This window comes from Microcoleus pseudofavosus SVA1_A4 (genome assembly GCF_036700565.1).
In the GTDB taxonomy this organism is placed as follows: domain Bacteria; phylum Cyanobacteriota; class Cyanobacteriia; order Cyanobacteriales; family Microcoleaceae; genus Microcoleus.
On sequence record NZ_JAUBPE010000056.1, the window covers coordinates 21743 to 44126 of the forward strand.

The following is a 22384-nucleotide window of genomic DNA, read 5'->3' on the forward strand; positions in this document are numbered from 1 at the left end:
AAAAATCCTATATAACAATGACAAAGCTCTACAACAGAACCTCACAAAAATTCAAGCGACAGAAGCTTCGCACAGAAATGACAGAAGCTGAAAAGCGACTATGGCAACACATTAGAAACAGACAGCTTGAGAATTGTAAATTTCGCAGACAATATAGTGTAGCAGCATTTGTGCTAGATTTCTACTCGCCCGAAATCAAGTTAGCACTAGAAGTGGATGGTGACAGCCATTTTTTGGAGGGCGCTGTAGAATATGATGCAGAAAGGCAGGTCTTTATTGAGTCAGCAAGGATTAATTTTTTGAGGTTTACTAATGAGGATGTTTATCATAATTTGGATGGGGTTTTAGAGGTTATTGTAGAGGGGATTAAATCGTTGAGAACATCGGGTATTTTACCCCCCCCCAGCCCCCCTTGCTAAGGGGGGGAGTAAGAGTTAGAAAGGTAGATTAGATTCAATCGTTGAGAACATCGGGTATTTTACCCCCCCCCAGCCCCCCCTTGCTAAGGGGGGGAGTAAGAGTTAGCCCCTTGCTAAGGGGGGGAGTAAGAGTTAGCCCCTTGCTAAGGGGGGGAGTAAGAGTTAGCCCCTTGCTAAGGGGGAGTAAGAGTTTCTATAATCACAAATAGAGCGGCTTGTTTGTATGTGATGATAACGGGATATTCGCCGCGCAATTTGCAGGGTCAAGACCCGTTTTTGGCGGTGTTGCAAAATGATGCTGTGCCTGTGGGCGATCGCACTTCTGCGATTCCTCAACCGCTAGCCACAGTTATCGATCGCGCTTTAATTGACAATCCTGAAATTTATTATAAAAGTGCAGCGGAATTTAAACAAGCCCTATTAAATAGCATATCGTAAATTATGCTTCGACTACCAATAGGTTTTCAGAAACCTGGTTTCTTCAATAAACCGGGTTTCTTGGTATTCTCAATCTGCCATCACAGACAACACATACTCTCCTTGATTTACTGACTGATTTGTCGAAACATCAAAAATGAAACCATCCGACTCAGCACAAACATCAACCAAACTGGGGAATTCCCCGTTTTTATTAAAGCTGAGAATTTGATAAAGCCGTAGCTTGCGGGGCGGGACGCCATCGCCCTTTTTGACATAACTCCCCAATTGCACTCGATTTTGAATCATCCCGCCCGCCGGTGCGTAGTATTTTATCACCGAATTCTTGGGGGTGAAAATAACTTGATGGTTCGCAGTTTCCGGGAGAGGAAATCCATCTAGTTTCAATAAACCCTTACTTGCTAAGTAATTTTTGATGCCCCGCAAGCCATTCGCCACCGACTCGGGATTCATTTCCATCCCCGAACCTAATTCTAAAGTCCAAGCTTCCACGTCAAATTTGAGCGCACTTCCCAACTCTGCTAAAACCTTCTCCAAAGCCAGCCAAGGCTTGATAAACGCCTCGTCAAAAGCATCGCCGTCGTACTCGTTAAACAAGATTACGCGATCGAGCAAAAAAGCTTTTGCACTCTCCTCGCGGGAATTAAAACAGTAAAGGTAATCTAAACTTTGATTCGTAGAACTGTGCAAATCCAGCACGTAGTCAGCATCCAAACACAAAGATTGTAGCTGATATCGGTAAAGTTCGCTGTAGGGGCGGCAGCTAGGAGCGTTAATTTTTGCCAACTCTTTGGCAAAACTCAAAGCAATCGCTTTTCTGTAATTAACTTTGACAGTATCGGCATCGAGATGGAGCTGAGACTTAGCAAAACCCAGAATATCTTCACCTTGCTTTTCAAAATCCCAGAAAATTCGGTTCCAATTTACCCCATCATAAAGATTGTACCGACCAGGGGAAAAATGGTGCGATCGCTGACTGACACCCACAGGATTGCAAACAGGAACTAGCCAAATTTCGCCGCTTAACTGGCTGCTGTCCAAAGACCTTAAAAACTCAATTAATTGGTAAATCACCGCATTACCGCTAATCTCAGCACCGTGGAGGTTAGATTGGAGATAAGCTTTTTTGCCGGGAATCGCACCTTGGAACTGATAGACTTGCAGTGAAAGCCGATCGCCCGAAGCAAGCTGCACAACAGGAATGGTCGAAATAACAGGAATCATAGAGAAGGAAGAAGGAAGAAGGAAGAAGGAAGAAGGAAGAGGGAAGAGGGAAGAGGGAAAAAGGAAGAGAGAAGAAGGAAGAGGGAAGAAGGCAAAAATTTTTTCTTGATTATGCCAACTGCCAACTGCCAACTGCCAACAGACTTATTCCTTCATAGCCGATTTGGTAACGAAGGTCTAAAATCAGTACAGTCCTCTGCTGACTTGCTTTCAGCAATATTTCAGCATAATTACCCTGAAACCTCATAATAATCCTTGTGTCAGACACTGCCCAGAACCGCCCAGAGCTGGATCTGAAGACTATATTTCCATTCGAGCTAGATAACTTTCAGAGAGAGGCGATCGCCGCCCTCGATGCAGGCAAATCCGTTGTGGTGTGCGCTCCCACAGGCTCCGGGAAAACGTTAATCGGCGAATACGCCATCCATCAAGCACTCTCCAGGGGGCGGCGCGTCTTCTACACCACTCCCCTCAAAGCTCTCTCCAACCAAAAGCTGCGCGACTTCCGCAGTCAATTTGGAGACGACAACGTAGGTTTGCTGACGGGTGACATCTCCTTCAATCGAGATGCCCCGATTTTGGTGATGACTACCGAAATATTTCGGAATATGCTCTACGGTACGCCGATCGGAGCAGTCGGTACTTCCCTCACCGGAGTCGAAACCGTGGTTCTCGACGAGTGTCACTACATGAACGATCGCCAGCGCGGTACCGTCTGGGAAGAATCGATCATCTACTGTTCCGGGGAAATTCAACTGCTCGCCCTCTCAGCAACCGTTGCCAATAGCGGGCAACTCACAGACTGGATTAACAAAGTCCACGGGCCCACAGAGCTCGTCTACTCAGACTTTCGGCCAGTGCCGCTGCAATTTCACTTCGCCAATCAAAAAGGGATATTTCCCCTGCTAGACGAGACTGGCAAAAGAGCTAATTTGCGGTTAATCCCCAAAAAGAAGGGGCAAAAAGTAGAAAGAGGCAGCATCCCCACTCCGAGTTTGACCGAAGTTTTGTCCCGGTTGGACGATCGAGATATGCTACCAGCAATTTACTTCATCTTCAGCCGCCGCGGGTGCGACCAAGCAGTCGCAGAAGTCGGCAATTTCTCCCTGGTTAACCAAGCCGAAACAGCCGAACTCAAACGCATCATTGACGATTTTTTACAGCGAAACCCCGAAGCAGAACGCTTCGGTCAAAAAGAAGCACTTTTAAAAGGCATCGCAGCCCACCACGCAGGCATTTTGCCCGCTTGGAAAGGTTTGGTAGAAGAACTCTTCGGCAGAGGTTTGATAAAAGTCGTATTTGCCACCGAAACCCTAGCAGCCGGGATTAATATGCCCGCCCGCACCACAGTCATTTCTACCTTGTCCAAGCGCACCGACAAGGGACACCGACTGCTAAACGCTTCAGAATTCCTGCAAATGGCCGGTCGGGCTGGTCGGCGGGGCATGGACGAGCTGGGGCACGTGGTCGCAGTTCAGACGCGCTTTGAAGGCGCAAAAGAAGCCTCCTATTTGGCAACAGCCAAAGCCGACCCCCTCGCCAGTCAGTTTACGCCCAGCTACGGCATGGTGCTGAATTTGCTGCAAACTCACACTCTCGACGAAGCTCAAGAGTTGGTAGAGCGCAGTTTCGGTCAATACCTGTCTACCTTGTACTTGCAGCCGCAGCAATCAGAATTAGACCGATTGCAAACAGAATTAGCGGTGCTGGAAGAGTCCCTGGCGGCCGGAGGTAATGTCTCTACCCTGGAAAAAGAGCTCGCCCATTACGAAAAATTGCAGGGAAGACTCAAAGAAGACAAACGTTTGCTGAAAACTCTATTGCAGCAAGCTGAAGAAGCGCGATTTAAGGAAATGTCCGTAGCTGTGGCTTTTGCAGTGCTCGGCACGGTTCTGAGTCTCAAAGGCAAGCACGTTCCGACAGCTAAACGATCGCACACAACTCCTGTACCCGCCGTACTGGTTGCCAAAATCGCAGGTTCCGGCCAAGCTCCAAATTTGGTGTGCTTGGGCAAAGATAACCGCTGGTATGTCGTCGCCATTAGCGATGTCGCTACCCTGCACGCCGAATTACCCCGCTTGAGCGTTGCAGATACCTTGAACCCGCCGTCGGAAATGTCCCTGAGACTCGGCCAGTGCCGCTTGGCAAATGAAGAAACTGCTTCAATTGCTGCATCGATCCCAGAATTGCCCGCACCGGAACCGAGCTCAGAGGCGATCGAGCAACAGCAGAAAATCGCCGCCCTAGAAGCTAAACTAGAAATTCACCCGGTTCTAGAATGGGGCAACCCCGCTACCTTGCTCAAACGCCAGCGCCGCCGGGAAGAATTGAAAAAAGAAATCCGCAAAAGCGAACAAGACTTAGAAAAGCAGCGAGCTCGCTACTGGGAGCAATTTCTCAATTTAATTGACATCTTGCTGAATTTCGGCTGTTTGGAAAGAGTAGTTTCGGCAGATGGAAATCGAGATGACTCCTCCGACAGGTTGGTGCCGACAATCTTGGGCCAAGCTTGCGCCGCCATTCGCGGCGATAACGAACTGTGGTTGGGTTTGTCCCTGATGTCTGCCGAGTTTGACGAACTCGACCCCCACCACCTCGCTGCTGCTTGCGCGGCCTTAGTGACAGAAGTTTCCAGGCCTGACAGTTGGACTCACTACTCGCTGTCGCCGGAAGTTTTGGCACCTTTGGACAATCTGCAAAAAGGCCTCCGCCGCCGGTTGTTTCAAGTTCAGTACCGTCACGAAGCTGCGATCCCGATTTGGCTGGAACGGGATTTAGTGACTTTGGTGGAACAGTGGGCTCTGGGTATTGAATGGCTGGAACTGATTAGCCATACGAGTTTGGATGAAGGGGATGTGGTGCGGATTTTGCGCCGGACTTTGGATTTCTTGTCTCAGATTCCTCATGTTCCTCACGTCTCGGATTCTTTGCGGAGGAATGCTTTTCGGGCGATGCAGTTAATCGATAGATTTCCGGTGAATGAAGCTGCAAGTTAGAAAATTGTTGACAGTTGGCTGTTGGCTGTTGGCTGTTGGCTGTTGACAGTTGACAGTTGACAGTTGACAGTTGACAGTTGACAGTTGACAGTTGGCTGTTGGCTGTTGGCTGTAAGCTGTGCGGCATCTAAATTGTATTTGGGGTTTTTCAACCCAAATGCACCCAGGTTTTAATCTAAAATCGTTTCCGGTTGCATCGGTATTGTTCAAATTTCCAAACAGTCACCTGTCAACTGTCATGAGGAATAGACCCAGATTTAAATCCCAAATCCCAAATCCCAAATCCCAAATCTAAAATCTAAAATCTAAAATCGCTCGATCGCTCTTAATTGTTATTGAATTTTTCTTTTCTTCGGTGTGGTGGGTAATTCTCATATTTATGCAACAAATCAAAAAGTCTCATCAAATGCCTGATACCTGCTCTCAGGGTCAAAAAATTCGCTTTTTCACTTTCTTGCAAAGAGTCTTTATTGGAACTCTAGCGAGTACATTACTCAATCTCTTCATCATATTTCCCTCTCCGAGTTTCGCAGAAGTAGTTCTGGGCGTTGTTCGCAGTTCCGAGAATTCTCCCGATTGGGTGAAGATTACCACGCGCCTCTGGGAAAGCGGCATTGCTTACAAACCAATCAATCTCGAAGAAATCAAAAATTTGGGGGATTTAGCAGGCGTTAACGTGCTGTTTTTGCCCAACATTGAAACTTTGACTCCGGCGCAAATTAAAGTTTTACAAGCTTGGGCATCCCAGGGCGGGCGCTTGATTGCTTCGGGCCCCGTCGGCCGCAGTTCCCCGGCCTTGGTGCGCCAATCTTTACGATCGCTCCTCGGGGCCTATTGGGCTTTTCCGTTAACCCAGCGGGCGGCGCTGCAACCCCGCACGCGCTGCCGGGATCTCGCCTGTACCGCTTCTAGCAATTGGGTGCCACCAGAACAAAAAAATGGCTCAGTTCAAGGCGGTGTCTTGATTCCCGCCGACGCGAACAGTCAAACTGTCGCTACTTGGAAAGATAGTTCCGGTTCCTCCGCAGCCATCGCCACCGATCGCGCTACCTATCTCGGCTGGCGCTGGGGTAGCGACGGTTCGGCAAATGTAGACAAGGCTTGGCTGCAAGCCTCGATCGCCCGCTGGGGAGGCACAATCGCTGCGCAGCCTGTAGCGCCGCCCACTGCTGTCGCGCCCCCACTGCCAAATCCCCCCTCAAGAGTCACTAGAAACACCCCTACTTCGCCGCGTACTACCCCGCTGAGCCGACTTTCTCCCTCTCCTTCTCCCGCGCTTCCCGATCCAGTACCTGCAACTTTTACAGACCCTTCGGATCAGTCTGCGCCGGCGGGTTTGGACGTGCAGGCAAATTCCAATAAGCCGATCGTCAGCATTGAAGCGTACTTGATGCGCCAAGAACTCACCAACCTCCTCGGCAGGTTTGAAAGCGCCCTGACAGCAGCTAATTCAGGTAATACCGCCGTCAATCTCAATGCTGCTACCCCCCCTCAACTGGTGGCGGCAAGCAACAGTGCCGGCGGCCCGACGGCCAGCCGCCCGCCTGTTCTGCAAGGGGCAACGGCGCGGGCGATCGCGAGCGCGCGGCAGGTTTTGCAAACTTTTGACCAACTCCTGCAAGAGCAAAACTACGCGGAGGCTCGATCGCAGTGGGTGGCAGCGCGGCAGTTGCTGTGGCAAAATTACCCGAAGGAAGGGCAGCGCGTTGGGGCGGAAATTCGCGCGGTTTGGCTCGATCGGGGTACGATCGTCGCAGCGCGATCGGAACAGGGTTTAGCGGCAGTGTTCGATCGGCTCGCCGCCGCCGGTATCAACACCGTTTTCTTTGAAACTTTGAATGCCGGATATACGATTTATCCCAGTCAAGTTGCACCGCAACAAAACCCCCTCACAGTTGGCTGGGACCCGCTGGAATCTGCGGTTAAATTGGCTCACGAGCGAGGCATGGAACTGCACGCTTGGGTTTGGATTTTTGCCACAGGAAATAAGCGCCACAATACTTTAATTGGCAAGCCGACTTCTTATCCTGGACCGGTGCTTTCCGCTCATCCTGATTGGGCAAATATTGACAATAAAGGACGCACGCAACATCCTAACGATGGTAAATTTTATCTCGATCCGGCGAACCCGGAAGCGCGCAGTTATTTGCTGCGAATTGTCAGCGAAATTGCCAACAACTACAAAGTAGATGGGGTGCAATTAGACTATATCCGCTATCCTTTTCAAGATGACAATGCGGGTTTTACCTACGGTTACGGTATTGCGGCGAGGCAGCAATTTAAGCAGTTGACTGGTGCAGATCCGGTGAATATTTCGCCTAGTTCCGGCAATTTGTGGCGGCAGTGGGTTGAGTTTAAAACTAATCAAATTAATACTTTTGTAGCTGAAGTTTCTCAGCTTTTGAGGCAGAATTCTCCGCGCACTATTCTGTCGGTGGCGGTGTTTCCGCACCCGGAAAGTCAGCGGATTTACAAAATTCAGCAAAATTGGGAAGTTTGGGCTCGTCAGGGAATTGTAGATTTGATTGTGCCGATGACTTATGCTTTGGATACGAACCGACTTCAGCGCATCACCGAACCGCTGGTAAAGGAACAAATTCTGGGTTCGGCTTTGATTTCTCCGTCGGTTAAATTGTTGACTCTCCCGGAAGTTGTGGCGATCGACCAAATTCAAGCTTTGCGCGATTTGCCGACAGGGGGCTATGCTATTTTTGCGGTGGAAAGTATCAGCAGCGGGATGCAAGGCTTTTTTAACCGCACTCAAGGCCGGCCAGTGCGTTCCACTTCTGCTGCGGAGCCGATTCCTTACCGGCAGCCGTTTGCGGCGGCGGCTTCGCGGTATACTGCTCTCAAGCAGGAATGGAGTTTTTTGTTGGCTAACAATCAGTTGCGGGTGTCGGAATCTGAACTGAAAGTGCTGCAAAGTCGATCGGACGAATTGGCGCAAGCTTTGAGCAAATTGGCGGCAAATCCTTCTAGGGAAAGTTTAGCAACTGCTAAAAGATTGTTGGCGAGTTTTCAATCTCAATTTCAATCTTCGATGCGCTTGCATTCTGGGGAGAATAGCTATCAGGTGCAAACTTGGCAAAATCGTTTGGAGAGTTTGGATATGCTGTTGCGTTACGGCGAAAGGGTGGAGTTGAATCGCAGGTAATTGCAGGTTTTTGGTTTTTGGGGTGCGCGGCTGTGGATAGGGCGATCGTACCGCATCACCTGCATCGGTAGTGGCCCAAAAACTCTCCGCGAAAATACGCTATAGTTATTTAAAATTCATACCCTGTCTGTTAAAAGTAAGGTGCGATACCCGCCCTTGACTCATAGTAATCTCTATTGCCTCCAATAAGTAGGCGGTGGACATCTACAGCACTTTTCGGGTAATTGCTGTATCATATCAATTCCGGTAACATCGGAATTAATATTACCCGAAATCAGGACACGGCAGTGGCGTGTCCCTACAATTAATCTGGCGTAGGGACACGGCACTGCCGTGTCCTCTATATCATTCCGGCGCAGCCGGAATTGATATCATGTCCCCTCGAACAACCACCATAAAATTGGTTTGTAGTGAGGACTTTAGTCCTTAGATTTTATGAGGACTAAAGTCCTCACTACAAACATATCTTCTTAGGTAATTAACCGGATTTTATCCGATCTCGTTTTTAGTTGCATCGGTATTATTCAAGTGTTCCAATGTCCAAACAGTCAACAGTCAACAGTCAACAGTCAACAGTCAACAATCATCTCTCCTGAGTGCAACCGGACATCATATCACTCGCTCGTGTATCGATCCAAGATTTTAACATCTACTAATTTCCCTTGCCAATTTCAATTACTTTTAGGATGAATATGTTTCCTAAACCCCTCAATCGCTTTGCTACCAAAATTATCGGCAAAGCTCCATTACAAATTGTGCTCGTAGTTCCTTTTTTAGTGCAAATTGTCGGCATCGTAGGAGTTGTAGGTTGGCTGTCGTTCCAAAACGGTCAGCGGGCAGTCAACGATGTTGCCGCTCAGTTGCGGGGAGAAATTAGCGATCGCATCAAAGACCGCATGGAAAATTATATGTCAATTCCCCACATTGTCAATCACCTGAACGTTCAAGGTATAAAATTGGGGCAGTTGAACCTAGAAGAAAAACCAAAACTAGAACTTCATTTCCTCGAACAAATTCAATATTTTGATTCGATCAGCATCATTTACACAGCCACAATAAATGGAGACCACTCGGGAGCAATCCGCACTAAAGACCGGACTTTGATATCTGCTGCCGACAGCTCGACTGGCAATAAATTAGCTCGATATACTGCTGACTCTCAGGGAAATCGCGTTCAATTAGTGGAAATTTCACCCAATATTTACGACCCGCGAATTCGCCCTTGGTACATAGCAGCAGCGGCGGCAAAAAAACCGATTTGGACTCCAATTTATACCGATTTTTTGACTAGGGAACTGGCAATTACTGCTGCTTTGCCTATCTACGACGACGCTGGCAAGCTGTTAGGAGTAGCTGGCAGCGATTTGCTGTTTTCCAGAATCAAAGAATTTCTCGTCAGCCTCAAAATTGGCAAGTCGGGACAAACTTTTGTGATGGAGCGATCGGGGATGTTAATTGCCACTTCAACGGCGAGTCCAGAATTCGTGGTGGAAGGTAAAGAAACAAGACGCATCAAAGCTTCAGAAAGCGAGAATCCGGTAATTCGCCAAACCGCACAGCATTTAGAGAAATCCTACGACAGTTTAGCTAAAATCAATCATTCTCAACAGCTTACTTTTGATGTTGAGGGCAAGCGAAATTTTATGGAGGTAACTCCTTTTAAAGACGATCGGGGGTTGGATTGGCTGATTGTCGTAGTTGTGCCAGAGTCCGACTTTATGGAGCAAATTAACCTCAACACGCGCACGACTTTTTTGCTGTCGGTTGCAGCTTTGATCGGGGCGACAATTCTGGGGATTCTTACTGCTAAATGGGTGGTGCGGCCGATTTTAAAATTGAATGCGGCGGCGAAAGCTTTGGCGCGAAATGAATGGGATACAAAGCTGACTCTGAATCGCGAAGATGAACTCGGAGAACTTGCCGCTTCTTTTAACAGCATGGCAGAGCAATTGCAGCATTCATTTACTTCGCTCTCGGAAAGCGAAAGCCGAGTTAAACAATTTCTCGATGCAGTACCGCTAGGCATTTTTATTGCCGATGGAAACGGTCAACCTTATTACATTAATCCTACAGGAGAGCAGCTTTTAGGTCAAGGACTTGTGGCAACAGATTCAGAAAACTTGCGCGAATCCTACCGAGTTTATTTAGCTGGAACTCAGGAAATTTATCCAGCGGAACGCGACCCAATGTTAAATGCTTTGCAGGGCAAAAGTGTAACTGTTGATGACATTGAAATCTCCTCGAATGACAAAACTACTCCCATGCAAGTTTCGGGAACTCCTATTTACGACGCCCAAGGAAATATTATCTACGCGATGTGCGCTTTTCAAGATATTACGGAACGCAAACTAGCTGAGAAACTGTTAACGGAATACAACCAAAATTTAGCAGTGCAAGTTGCAGAACGCACCGCCGATCTTGCTAAGGCAAAAGAAAAGTTTTCTAAAGCTTTTCGTTTGAGTCCGAATGCGATTACGATCACGAGAATCTGTGACGGAACTCACATAGAAGTCAATGACAGTTTCTGCCGGATGATCGGCTACAGTCACGAAGAAATTATTGGTAAAACAGCGGTGCAGCTCAATTTTTGGGCGAGTTTGGGAGAGCGCGACCGGATGATTCAAATGTTAAAAAACAAGACGGCACTTCACAATTACGAACTCAGGTTTCGCAATAAAAATGGTGCAGAAAGAACGGCGCTGCTGTCGATCGAAACCATCGATATTGACGGAGAAGCTTGTTTTTTGTCGATTTCTAGCGATATTACCGATCGCCAAAAAGCAGAAACCGCCCTCCGGGAAGCAGAAGAAAAGTACCGCAACATTTATGAAAATGCTTTGAATGGAATTTTTCAAACTGCTGGTGATGGGAAATACATCAGCGCTAACCCCGCTTTAGCTCACCTTTACGGTTACGAATCGGCCGCCGAATTAATAGCAGCACAGCCCAATTTCAAGAACCAGCTTTACGTGAAACCCAACCGCCGCAGCGAATTTGCAGCGCTGATAAAGGAGTACGGGATACTGTCAAACTTTGAATCGGAAATTTACCGCAAAGATGGCAGCATAATCTGGATTTCCGAAAATTGTCGCGCTGTCTGCGATGAAGCAGGAAACATACTTTACTACGAAGGTTTTATTGAAGACATTACTGCTAGCAAACAAGCGGGAATCAAAATGCAGCAGGCGAAAGAAGCGGCCGAAGCAGCCAACAAAGCTAAGAGTACCTTTCTCGCCAATATGAGCCACGAATTGCGATCGCCCCTGAACGCAGTCATCGGCTTTGCTCAAGTCATGATCCGCAGTAAAACTCTGTCTCAGGAAAATCAAGAGGATGTCGGAATTATCCTGCGCAGCGGCGAACATTTGCTGGCTTTAATCAACCAAGTTTTAGACTTGTCAAAAATCGAAGCAGGACGCACTACCATCAATGAAAAAAGCTTCGATTTGTACCGCTTGCTCGACGATTTAGAAGATATGTTTGCTCTCAAAGCTGAGCAAAAAGGCTTGCAATTAATCTTCGACCGGGACGCGGAAGTCCCCCATTACATTTCCACCGATGAAGTGAAATTGCGCCAAGTCTTAATTAATTTGCTCAACAATGCCATTAAATTTACTTCAGAAGGGGGAGTGTCGGTGCAAGTTAAAGGAGGCAGGGGAAAGGTACACAAAAACAGCGCCGACCAATTGCCCGATCGCTACTCGCTGCATTTTGAAGTTCAAGATACGGGTGGAGGCATTGCTGCTGAGGAAATCGATCAGTTGTTTGAAGCATTCGTGCAGACAAAAACAGGCAAAGATTCTCAAGAAGGAACGGGTTTAGGTTTAGCGATCAGCCGCCAGTTCGTGCAATTAATGGGAGGTGAAATTACTGTTAGCAGCGAGGTCGGAAAGGGTGCAGTGTTTCAGTTTGACATCCAAGTTCATCTGGTTGAATCTGCTGATATTGAAAGCAAGAAAACTCAACGCCGAGTTGTTGCCCTGGAACCGAATCAGCCGAGTTACCGCTTGCTAATTGTGGACGACAAACCCCTGAACCGCCAACTGTTGGTAAAACTTCTGAGTCCGCTCGGATTTGAGTTGAGAGAAGCGAGTAACGGTAAAGAAGCGGTGGATATTTTTATGGAGTGGGAACCGCATCTGATTTGGATGGACATGAGAATGCCAGTAATGGACGGGTACGAGGCAACGAAACAGATTAAAACTACAACTGGCGGGCAAGCAACGGCAATTGTGGCCCTGACTGCTAGCGTTTTGGAGGAAGAACGGGCGGTGATTCTTTCGGCTGGTTGCGATGATTTTATGCGGAAACCGTTCCGAGAGGAGGATATCTTTGCGGCAATGGGCAAACATTTAGGAGTACGCTATATTTATGAAGATCCAACAGCAGTCAGTGCGGCAGGTGTAGGAGAGTCAAGTCAGCAGGTGCTGACACCGGAGGATTTCGCCTCTCTTTCTCCAGACTGGATGGCCCAATTCAAGCAAAATATTTTGAGTGTGGACATGGAGGCGATCGCCAGTTCGATCGCACAAATGGGCACTGTCAACCCCTCTCTGGCTGACACGCTTCAAGATTGCATTAATAATTTTGAATACGACAGAATTTTGAACATAATCGATCTCAGCGAAAACCAATAAATACCCGATGACTTCAACTTTACCGAAAACCAATCGAGCTAATATTTTAGTAGTGGACGACACGCCAGAAAACCTGCGGCTGCTGGCAGGAATTTTGAGCGAAAAAGGCTATCAAGTTCGCCCGGTTCCCAACGGCAAGCTAGCACTGTCTGCGGCTCAAAAAATTCCCCCAGATCTAGTGCTGCTGGATATTATGATGCCGGAGATGGACGGCTACGAAGTTTGTCAGCGGCTCAAAGAGTCTGAAGTAACAAAAGACATTCCGGTGATTTTCATCAGTGCGATTAACGACGTGATGGATAAAGTTAAAGCTTTCGCTGTTGGGGGAGTGGACTTTATTACTAAACCGTTTCAGGTTGAAGAAGTTTTAGCCCGGATAGAAACACATTTAAAAATTTGTTCGCTGCAACAAACTTTGCAAGAAAAAAATCAAGATTTAGCAACTGCGATCCACCAACTGCAAGCCACCCAAGAGCATTTGATTCAATCGGAAAAAATGGCGGCACTGGGACAACTGATTGCCGGCATTGCCCACGAAATCAATACCCCCCTGGGCATTATAGGTTCATCTATTAATAATATAGCTAATTTTTGGGACGATAATTTAGAAAAATTGCCTCAATTTTTTCAACATCTTTCTGAAGAAAGCCAAGCTTATTTTTTAACTTTACTGTACAGAGCTACCCATCAACAAACTTTATTTACCAGCAGAGAGAAGCGGAAATTTAAACAGAAGTTGACGGGGGATTTGACGGCCGCCTCAGTTGAAAAGCCCGATGAAATTGCGGATACTTTAGTTGACATGGAAATCTACGAAAACATAGAACAGTTGTTGCCGCTTTTTAAATTGCCGGATTGGGAAGTAGTTTTAAATACTGCTTACCAGTTTGCGAGCTTTAAAAAAAGTATTAGCCTGATCCAAAGAGCGACAGCGAAGTCGGGAAAAGTAGTATTTGCCTTAAAAACCTACGCTCATTTCGATAGCAAACAAGAAAAAGTCCAGGCGAACTTGAATGACGGCATTGAAACGGTGTTGACCCTTTATCAAAATCAACTGAAACACGGTATAGAAGTAGTTAAAGATTATGGAGATTTACCCAAAATTATGTGCTATCCCGATGACTTAAATCAAGTTTGGACGAATCTCGTTCACAATGCCCTGCAAGCAATGGATTATAAAGGTATTTTGACTATTGAAACTCAGCAGCAAGAGGCAAATATTGTGCTTAAATTTACTGATAACGGCAAAGGCATTCCCCCAGAAGTTATTCCCAAAATTTTTCAGCCATTTTTTACGACGAAATCTGCGGGCGAAGGTAGCGGTTTGGGATTGGATATTGTGAGGACAATTGTTGAAAAACACGAAGGCAGAATTGGTGTAGAGTCTGTACCGGGGCAGACAACCTTTACAGTCTCGCTGCCAATTTAGCGAACAAAACTTGCCCGCAGGGGGCTGATTCCCGGTAGCGCGGCACTTTTGCTGACAAAGACAAGATTTATTGCGAGAAACCGGATTTCAGTTCGCAAGTCCTCTTAAAATAATACCATTTTTAATTTTAGATTTTCGATGGAATGACTGATGATATAAAGGTTTGGATATGGCATACATTTGCATTCTTTCTTGAAAATGGTATAAGATAGGGGACAGATATCCTGCATCCTCGCCCGAAATCAATAACGTAGAAGCAAGTGAAGTTGGTAAACCCACTAAAATTAAAGCAGAGAGGAAAAGATGAATAAGCCTGTAATTCTTTGCGTTGACGATGAACCCGATATATTGAATACTCTCAAGATGCAGCTAAAGAATGAATTTAAAAATGATTACTTTTATGAATTAGCTGAAAGTGGTAATGAAGCTTTAGATTTACTTAAGGATTTTCAAGAAGAATTTCAGGTAATAGTGGTTATTTCTGATTGGCTGATGCCGGGAATTAAAGGTGACGAACTTTTAATTAAAGTCCACCAAAAATATCCTAAAATTATTAAGGTTATGTTGACGGGACAAGCGGATGCAGCGGCACTTCAGCGGGCAGTAAAAGAAGCCGATTTATACTGTTGTTTGTACAAACCCTGGAAAAGCAAAGACTTAATAGAGACGATAAAATCTGGGCTAGCTGAGTTATGAAAAAACCTGTGATTGTTTGTATTGATGACGAACCGGATGTTTTGAACAGTTTAAAGATTGAACTGAAAAAGGCGATCGGCGATCGGTGTATTATTGAAACGGCGGAAGGGGGGGCTGATGCTTTAGAGTTGCTGGCAGATTTGCAGGCTGATGAATACGAGATTGCTTTGGTGCTTTCCGATTATATCATGCCGGATATTAAAGGGGACGAACTGCTCAGAAGAATTCACGAGAGCTCGCCGGATACGCTGACCATTATGCTGACGGGGCAAGCAGATTTGGAAGCCCTTAGCAATGCTATCAAATATGCTAAATTGTACCGTTATATCCCTAAACCTTGGCAAAATGAAGACTTAAAATTAACGGTAGTAGAAGCAATTCACAGTTACTTGCAAGACCAAAAGTTAACAGATGAAATCCTGAAGCGGCAAGAAGTAAACGAGGAGTTAAAGCTAGTAAATGAGGCGCTGTCTGCGAGTGAAAGCCGCCTGAATCAATTTTTAGAAGCTTTGCCAGTGGGGGTATCTGTTTACAATCCCGATGGCTCGATCGCCTATTTCAACCAGACAGCGGGGGAATTGCTGGGTGCAGACACTATCGCGGAAAGCACTGCGAAACAATTAGCTGCAACTTATCAACTTTATGTTGCCAATACTGATGAGCTTTACCCGCCGGAGAATCTGCCAATTTTGCGCGCGCTGAAAGGAGAATTTGTCAGGGTTGACGATGTAGAAATCCGTCAAGATGGCAAAATAATTGCGATCGAGATCAATACGACGCCGATTTTTGACGCTAGCGGAAATATTGCTTATGCGATCGCAGCTTTTCAAGATATTAGCGATCGCAAACAAGCCGAAAAAATACTAGCAGATTACCAGCATACCTTAGAAGCCCAAATTGACGAACGCACAGAACAACTGCAACAAGCAAAACAAGCTGCTGAAGCCGCAAATAAAGCTAAAAGCACGTTTCTTGCCAATATGAGCCACGAGTTGCGCACCCCTCTCAATTCCATACTCGGGTTTGCGCAAATCATGGAACCCAGCCCCAATCTTACTGTCGAAAATCGAGAAAATCTGAGAATTATTCACCGCAGCGGCGAACACTTGCTGACGCTGATCAATCAAGCCTTAGACTTGTCAAAAATCGAAGCGGGGCGGATGATGACCGACCCAAAAAACTTCGACCTCTACCGCTTGCTTGACGACTTACAAGATATGTTTCAACTGCGGGCACAAAGCCAAGAATTGCAGTTGCTTTTCCAGCGCGAGGCTGACGTTCCCCAGTACGTGCGAACCGATGATGTTAAACTGCGGCAAGTGCTGATCAATCTACTCTGCAATGCCATTAAATTTACGCAAGCAGGCGAGATTATATTAAGAGTTAGAAAGTTAGAAAGTTCGGGAGTAGTTGATTTATTGGACAGTCCAACAGTTGTCTTTGATACCACAACGAGTATTCGGGAATTTGCGATAATTAGCAGGAATTTTGAGGTAGAGTCGAGGGAAGAGGCTGATAATTTAAGGAGCGAGCAGGTGGTTTTCCTTCAGTTTGAAATAGAAGATACAGGAGTTGGTATTGCTCCCGAAGAATTGGGCAATGTTTTTAATGCTTTTGTGCAAACAGCTTCCGGTCAAAAAACTCAGAAAGGCACGGGTTTAGGATTGACGATCAGCCGTCAATTTGTCCGCCTGATGGGAGGAGAAATCGTGGTAGAAAGTCAACTGGAACTCGGCACTACTTTTAAATTTGAGATTCCAGTCGGTGCGGTTTATGCTGCTGATGTTCCGGCCGGGCTAATTAACCGCGAAGTTATTGGGTTGGAACCAAATCAACCCTGCTACCGGATTTTAATTGTGGACGATCGCGAAGACAACCGCCAACTTTTAGTCAAAATGCTTTCTCCCTTGGGTTTCGGGCTGCAACAAGCCACCAACGGCTGCGAAGCAATAGAAAGGTGGGAAAATTGGCAGCCCCACTTAATTTTGATGGATGTGCGAATGCCAGTGATGGACGGCTACGAAGCTACTCAACAAATTAAGACCAGAATACAGGAGAGAGAGCAAGAGCAGCAAGGAAACGGGGAAATGAATATTTCCCCTCCCGAATCCCCGATTCCGAAGATTGTTGCTTTGACAGCTAGTACAATTGAAGGGAGGCAAGCGTTTGCTTTATTGGTTGGCTGCGACGATTTTATTAGCAAACCTTTCCGCAAAACAGATATATTTGATACCCTCAAAAAGCATTTGGGGGTGAAGTATGTCTACTCTAACTCAACGGATTTTATCTCAACAGGCGATCGAAATAATCTATCGGTCTCCCCCTCTACTGCCGCGCTTGCTTATTTGCCCGAACTTCCCGCAGAATGGATAGACAACATGAAGCAGGTAATCCGCAGTGCTGATTTTGACTTAATTGCCAGGACAATCGAGAAAATAAGGGATGCTCATCCTGAATTTGCCGAAATCCTCCAGGGTCATCTCGATAATTTTGATTACCAGAAAATTCTCAATTTAATTGCCGAGGCGGAGGAATCAGATAATGCAGATGAAGGCGGAACAAACTGAAAACGATCAAGCAGATATTTTAGTAGTTGACGATACGCCCGATAATCTGCGTTTGTTGATTAGAATTTTGCAAAAAAAAGGCTATAAAGTTAGACCGGTTACTAATGGTTTTTCAGCCCTAGATGCGATTAAATCTAGCGCACCAGATTTGATTTTGCTGGATATTATGATGCCGGATATTGACGGCTACGAACTTTGTGAAAAATTGAAAGCCCAACCGCAATTTAGGGAAATTCCCATCATTTTTCTCAGCGCGCTAGAAGAAGGAATAAATAAGGCAAAAGCTTTTGAAGTGGGCGGAGCAGATTATATCACCAAACCTTTTCAGGTGAAAGAAGTATTGGCGCGAGTGAGCAATCAACTTACTGTGCGTTCCTTGCAAATGCAATTGCAAGAAAAAAATCAAAAGTTGACCGCTCAAAACGTCCAGTTGCACCAGGAAATAGCCGAACGCCGCCAGGTAGAAATGGAAACGAGGTTGCTGCTGAAGGCAACTCAAGCTATTAGCAAATCTGAGAATTTTGAGTCGGCTATAGATGTAATTTTAGGTTTAATTTGTCAAACTATTGAGTGGAATCTGGGCGAAGCTTGGATTCCTTGCAGTGAAGGCGTTTTAAAATGCGCTACAGGCAGGTACCTCAGCGACTTGAGTTTTGCCCAATTCCAAGAGACAAGTTGGCAGTTAACTTTTGCTCCCGGTGTCGGGCTGCCGGGGAGGATTTTGCAGTCGCAGCAGTCTGAATGGATCGAGGATGTTTCGACTGCACCGGAACAAGTTTTTTTGCGATCGCAAATTGCGGCGAATGTGGGATTGAAAGCAGCTTTTGGTTTGCCAATTTTGGCGGACAACCAAGTGTTAGCTATTTTGATTTTTTATCGCGAAAAAGTTCTGGAATGTCAGCCGCGCTTGTTGGAATTAGTGAGTGCGGTTGCTACGCAGCTCGGTTCGCTGATTCAGCGGAAACAAGCTGAAGCCGCGCTGAAATTGCAGCAAGAGCAAACAGAGAAATTGCTGCTGAATATTTTACCGAAACCTATTGCCGAGCGCTTGCAACAAGAGCGAAAGTTGATAGCCGATCATTTTGATGAGGTGAGCGTATTGTTTGCTGATTTGGTGGGTTTTACAGAGTTTTCAGCTCACAAAAGTCCGACGCAGTTGGTAGAAATTTTGAACGGGATTTTCTCGGAATTCGATAGGTTGTCTGAGTTGCGCGGGTTGGAAAAGATTAAGACGATTGGGGATGCTTACATGGTGGTTGGGGGTTTGCCGACGGCGCGGCAGGATCATGGGTCGGCGATCGCACTTTTAGCTTTGGATATGCAGGCAGCTTTGAGGAGGTTTAATGTCAAAATAGGAGAAAATTTTCAATTGCGGATCGGAATTCACAGCGGTTCGGTGGTGGCGGGAATTATTGGGATTAGCAAATTTAGCTATGATTTGTGGGGGGATACTGTTAATGTTGCTTCGCGGATGGAGTCGAACGGATTGCCGGGTAAAATTCAAGTGACGGCGCAGACTTACGAGCGTTTGAAAGAGCAGTTTGTTTTTGAAGAACGGGGTCATATCCCGGTTAAAGGTAAAGGAAGAATCCTGACTTACTGGTTGATAGAAGAACAAGGGAAATCTTTTTAATTTTTCCATGTCAATTTCAATTAATATTAAAATTAGATTTAATTTGCACTTTCAGGAGGGCTAATCCTTTGCAAACAGTTGAAACAAAATCGCCGACAGCATTGAAAAGAGTCCTAGTTATTTTAATATCACTGCTAGCAGTAGCGGTACTGTCGATCGCAACTTTTATCGCAATTCCCGGAGAAAAAACAGTGTTTGCTGGAAAAAGACCTGCCAATATCGGCATTCAGTCAGGAAAACTCGCAGCGTGCCCTAATTCCCCCAACTGCGTCAGCAGCTTCAGTCAAGATGCCGAACACAAAATTGAGCCTTTGGCATACGTTTCGTCGCCGACAGAAGCGATGGCAAAGCTCAAAGGGGCGATCGAGTCCTATGGAAAAACTAAGATTATCACCGCAACTGATAATTACCTCTATGCGGAATTCTCCACTGCTTTGATGGGGTTTGTTGATGACGTTGAATTTTTGGTAGATGATGGAGCAAAAGTCATCCACGTGCGATCGGCTTCGCGTCTGGGAGAGTCAGATTTAGGAGTTAACCGCAAAAGAATAGAAGCTATCAGGGATCAATTCAATCTACTCGGAAATTAAAATTTCTAGCTTTCCCTAAGCCCCTCTTCTGCAAGATGAGGGGCTTAGATTTTTGTGTATTACTATGTAATGTTTATTTCTAACTAGCTAGTTAACAATTATTAACAGTAGGGATACGGCAATGCCGTGTCCGGCGCGGGGAGTAGGGATACGGCAATGCCATGTCCGGCGCGGGGAGTAGGGATACGGCAATGCCGTGTCCGGCGCGGGGAGCAGGACACGGCAATGCCGTGTCCCTACGGTTCGCTTTGACTTTTAATAATGGCTATAAGATTGAGGATTGTAAAGTTTTACAACCTTTAAAATAGCTGAGCGCGCTAGCTCAGAAGAAGAGATAGGGCAGTATTCCTATAGTATTAAACGCCCTAAATTTTACACTTCAGACTTTAGGGAGAGGTAAGTCAACTAATTAATTTCTACTATTAGTTTAAGTAGAGCAAAGAGGAAAAAAAACATGGCACTTCAAAGAATAGAAGAATTTTATCCGAATTATCAGGAAGAAATTTTTGCTGGAGATGACATCAAGGGATTTGATGTTTATGCCGGCGACTCTGATGAAAAAGTAGGCACCGTTTATGACGCTTTGGTTGATGAAACCGGTCGTTTTCGCTATCTGGTAATTGATACCGGTATTTGGATTTTTGGCAAAAAAGTATTGCTGCCGATCGGCTCGGCCCGCTTCGACTACGGAGCCCGTCGCGTCCACGCAACAGGTCTTCGCAGCAAAGCTCAAGCAGAACAATTGCCTGCTTACAATGAGTTAGAACCAGTAGATTACGATCGCGAAGAACAGGTAAGAGGCGTTTACCGCGATCAAGGCACTGCGGCAAGCACTGCGGCGGCAAGCACTGCAACTCCTGCTAGTTACGATCGCAGCAACTACAGCTACGATATCGATCGCCCCCTCTACGAAACCAACGAACAGAACCACCAAAATCTCAAGCTTTATGAAGAACGCTTGATTGCCAACAAAAACCGCGCAAAAACAGGCGAAGTAGCAGTTGGCAAGCGCGTGGAAACTGAAACAGCGCGAGCTTCAGTACCCATTGAAAAAGAACGAGTCGTAATCGAGCGAGTAACGCCGGTAGAAGCCGGTCGAGTAGTTTCAGTCGGTGAGGCTGACTTCCAATCAGGGGAAGTTGCACGCATGGAAGTCTACGAAGAAACGGCCGACATTCGCAAGGAAGCTTTCGTGCGGGAAGAAGTCAACGTCAGAAAAGAAGTTGTTCGCAGCACGGTTGACGGCGAAGAAACCTTGCGTCGTGAAGAATTAGACGTTAAGACCGATGGAACTCCGGTTGTAGATAATAAAGCTATCTAAACCAACCGCAGCAGGTGTTGAATAGGAATTGCAGATTAGTAACATAATTCTGTCACCGCGCAGGTTTGATTGGTGGCATCGCGCAATTCCTATATAACGGGGCGGGTGGAGTACAAAACTTGTCTGCGTATGCCAAAGTTTATGCACTTTCCCCGCCCTTACCAATTCATAATAAAAATCCCTAAGCAGGAAAGTTTAAAAAATGGACAGTCAAGCATCAGCAGAAAAGATAGCAACTGCCAAATCAATTACCCGTCTCAACCGGGTGCCAGAAAAAGTTAGAACTAAGCTAAAAAGTTTTACAGTCAAAGACACTCAAGGTCATTTGGTAGGCAAAATTAAAGATGTATATTTTCATGATAACGGTCAGCTCAACTTTGTTGTAGCTGGGCTAGGTCGCGAAAATACCCGCGTTTTTTTAGTAAGTATTAAGCTACTAAAAAAAGTGGATTATCACCAAAAATCGCTGTTTTTAAGTATTAATTCGGAGCAAGTAGAACGGCTGCCGGTAATTCCGGCAAATGATGGGTCTCAATCTTTAGAAATTTCCTCAGAACCGATCCGTGAATTTAGCAACAGCAAGTCAACAAATCCCTCAACAGTTATGTCAAATCAAATAGATACCGATCGCACAAATGAGAATGGGGAGACAGGTGATGATGGGGAAGACTTTGATATTGTCGATCGAGAAGTAATTCGCCTGCTAGAAGAACGATTGGTGATCAATCGCAGCAAGCGCAAAGTCGGCGAAGTTATCGTGCGCAAAGAAATTGAAACTCGGATGGTACAAGTACCTATCCAGTGGGAAAAGCTGATTGTGGAACAAGTCGGCGACGATCCGAAGGTGTTGGCAGAAATAGATTTGGGCGAGGGAAGCATCACCGGTATAGATTTGACGGAGATTAAGAGCGATCGCCAGGAACCGACAGTTAAGGCGGAATTTACCTCTGTGCAGAAAGCTAGCAAAATCTTAAATTCGATCGCCTCTCAACCCCGCCACGGTTGCGTAAAAGTCCGCATAGAACTGGTTCTGGAAGACAAGCAACTTGAGGATACTTACCAAAAATGGATGATGGAAAACTAATCAGAGAGTTAAACTATTCGTCCTCCTCGCTGTGGAATCTAGCTATAGCAGAAGGAAGAAGGAAGAAGGAAGAGGTAATAATAGGAAGGGGTAAGGTGCGCCCACAAGCACCCTACGGATCGGCGATCGGCATGACCGACAAAATTGTACCGAATTGCGGTAAAATTGTGCTGGTCAAGTTTAGAAGTATTTGAAA

At 46.1% G+C, this 22384-nt stretch carries 17 protein-coding genes; 14 read left to right on the forward strand and 3 right to left on the reverse strand.

Going from position 1 to position 22384, the window contains the following annotated elements; translation table 11 throughout:
• Positions 1-17: 17 nt before the first annotated feature.
• Together QUA02_RS22005 and QUA02_RS22010 are read left to right on the forward strand one after the other, a co-directional pair.
• Positions 18-419: an endonuclease domain-containing protein gene (locus tag QUA02_RS22005; protein ID WP_333030644.1), complete on the forward strand. Its 402-nt coding sequence runs from the start codon at positions 18-20 to the stop codon at positions 417-419.
• 228 nt (positions 420-647) lie between these two features.
• The gene (locus QUA02_RS22010) at positions 648-857 is read left to right on the forward strand and encodes a hypothetical protein (protein ID WP_445305196.1); all 210 of its coding nucleotides are present in this window, start codon (positions 648-650) and stop codon (positions 855-857) included.
• Between the two features lie 69 nt (positions 858-926).
• On the opposite strand, the gene QUA02_RS22015 is transcribed toward QUA02_RS22010, so the two are convergent.
• Positions 927-2081: a succinylglutamate desuccinylase/aspartoacylase family protein gene (locus tag QUA02_RS22015; RefSeq protein WP_333030649.1), complete on the reverse strand. Its 1155-nt coding sequence runs from the start codon at positions 2079-2081 to the stop codon at positions 927-929.
• Here QUA02_RS22015 and QUA02_RS22020 point away from each other — a divergent pair.
• Positions 2059-2190 carry a hypothetical protein gene (locus tag QUA02_RS22020; RefSeq protein WP_333030650.1) on the forward strand — a complete coding sequence of 44 codons (132 nt, stop codon included), beginning with the start codon at positions 2059-2061 and terminating at the stop codon, positions 2188-2190. The two genes, QUA02_RS22015 and QUA02_RS22020, sit on opposite strands and share 23 nt — an antisense overlap.
• Here the strand turns inward: QUA02_RS22020 and QUA02_RS22025 are convergent, their stop codons facing one another.
• Positions 2191-2328, reverse strand: coding sequence for a hypothetical protein (locus tag QUA02_RS22025; protein WP_333030652.1), 138 nt, complete (start codon positions 2326-2328; stop codon positions 2191-2193).
• 10 nt (positions 2329-2338) lie between these two features.
• On the opposite strand from QUA02_RS22025, the gene QUA02_RS22030 reads away from it, so the two are divergent.
• A complete protein-coding gene (locus tag QUA02_RS22030; RefSeq protein ID WP_333030654.1) occupies positions 2339-5077 on the forward strand; it encodes a DEAD/DEAH box helicase in 2739 nt (912 codons plus the stop codon).
• Here QUA02_RS22030 and QUA02_RS22035 read toward each other — a convergent pair.
• Positions 5074-5229 (reverse strand): hypothetical protein, encoded by a 156-nt coding sequence (locus QUA02_RS22035; RefSeq protein ID WP_333030657.1) that lies wholly within the window; start codon positions 5227-5229, stop codon positions 5074-5076. The genes QUA02_RS22030 and QUA02_RS22035 overlap by 4 nt on opposite strands.
• 254 nt (positions 5230-5483) lie before the next feature.
• On the opposite strand from QUA02_RS22035, the gene QUA02_RS22040 reads away from it, so the two are divergent.
• The 10 genes from QUA02_RS22040 to QUA02_RS22085 all read left to right on the forward strand — a co-directional run bounded on the left by QUA02_RS22040 (position 5484) and on the right by QUA02_RS22085 (position 22382).
• Positions 5484-8231 carry a glycoside hydrolase family 10-like protein gene (locus QUA02_RS22040; RefSeq protein WP_333030659.1) on the forward strand — a complete coding sequence of 916 codons (2748 nt, stop codon included), beginning with the start codon at positions 5484-5486 and terminating at the stop codon, positions 8229-8231.
• A 692-nt stretch (positions 8232-8923) separates the two neighbouring features.
• Complete coding sequence (locus QUA02_RS22045) at positions 8924-12868, forward strand: PAS domain S-box protein (protein ID WP_333112157.1); 3945 nt, start codon at positions 8924-8926, stop codon at positions 12866-12868.
• Positions 12869-12875: 7 nt separating this feature from the next.
• Positions 12876-14297 (forward strand): hybrid sensor histidine kinase/response regulator, encoded by a 1422-nt coding sequence (locus QUA02_RS22050; protein WP_333030663.1) that lies wholly within the window; start codon positions 12876-12878, stop codon positions 14295-14297.
• A gap of 303 nt (positions 14298-14600) precedes the next feature.
• Positions 14601-14993: a response regulator gene (locus QUA02_RS22055; protein ID WP_333030665.1), complete on the forward strand. Its 393-nt coding sequence runs from the start codon at positions 14601-14603 to the stop codon at positions 14991-14993.
• Positions 14990-17560 (forward strand): response regulator, encoded by a 2571-nt coding sequence (locus tag QUA02_RS22060; protein ID WP_333030666.1) that lies wholly within the window; start codon positions 14990-14992, stop codon positions 17558-17560. Before QUA02_RS22055 ends, QUA02_RS22060 begins: the two co-directional genes overlap by 4 nt.
• Complete coding sequence (locus QUA02_RS22065) at positions 17535-19193, forward strand: adenylate/guanylate cyclase domain-containing protein (protein ID WP_333030669.1); 1659 nt, start codon at positions 17535-17537, stop codon at positions 19191-19193. The genes QUA02_RS22060 and QUA02_RS22065 overlap by 26 nt, the downstream gene beginning before the upstream one ends.
• 68 nt (positions 19194-19261) lie before the next feature.
• Complete coding sequence (locus QUA02_RS22070) at positions 19262-19783, forward strand: DUF1499 domain-containing protein (protein ID WP_333030671.1); 522 nt, start codon at positions 19262-19264, stop codon at positions 19781-19783.
• Between the two features lie 454 nt (positions 19784-20237).
• Positions 20238-21104: a DUF2382 domain-containing protein gene (locus QUA02_RS22075; RefSeq protein WP_333030673.1), complete on the forward strand. Its 867-nt coding sequence runs from the start codon at positions 20238-20240 to the stop codon at positions 21102-21104.
• A gap of 202 nt (positions 21105-21306) precedes the next feature.
• The gene (locus QUA02_RS22080; RefSeq protein ID WP_333030674.1) at positions 21307-22188 is read left to right on the forward strand and encodes a YsnF/AvaK domain-containing protein; all 882 of its coding nucleotides are present in this window, start codon (positions 21307-21309) and stop codon (positions 22186-22188) included.
• Positions 22170-22382, forward strand: coding sequence for a hypothetical protein (locus QUA02_RS22085; RefSeq protein ID WP_333030675.1), 213 nt, complete (start codon positions 22170-22172; stop codon positions 22380-22382). The genes QUA02_RS22080 and QUA02_RS22085 overlap by 19 nt, the downstream gene beginning before the upstream one ends.
• The last annotated feature ends 2 nt before the right edge of the window (positions 22383-22384 follow it).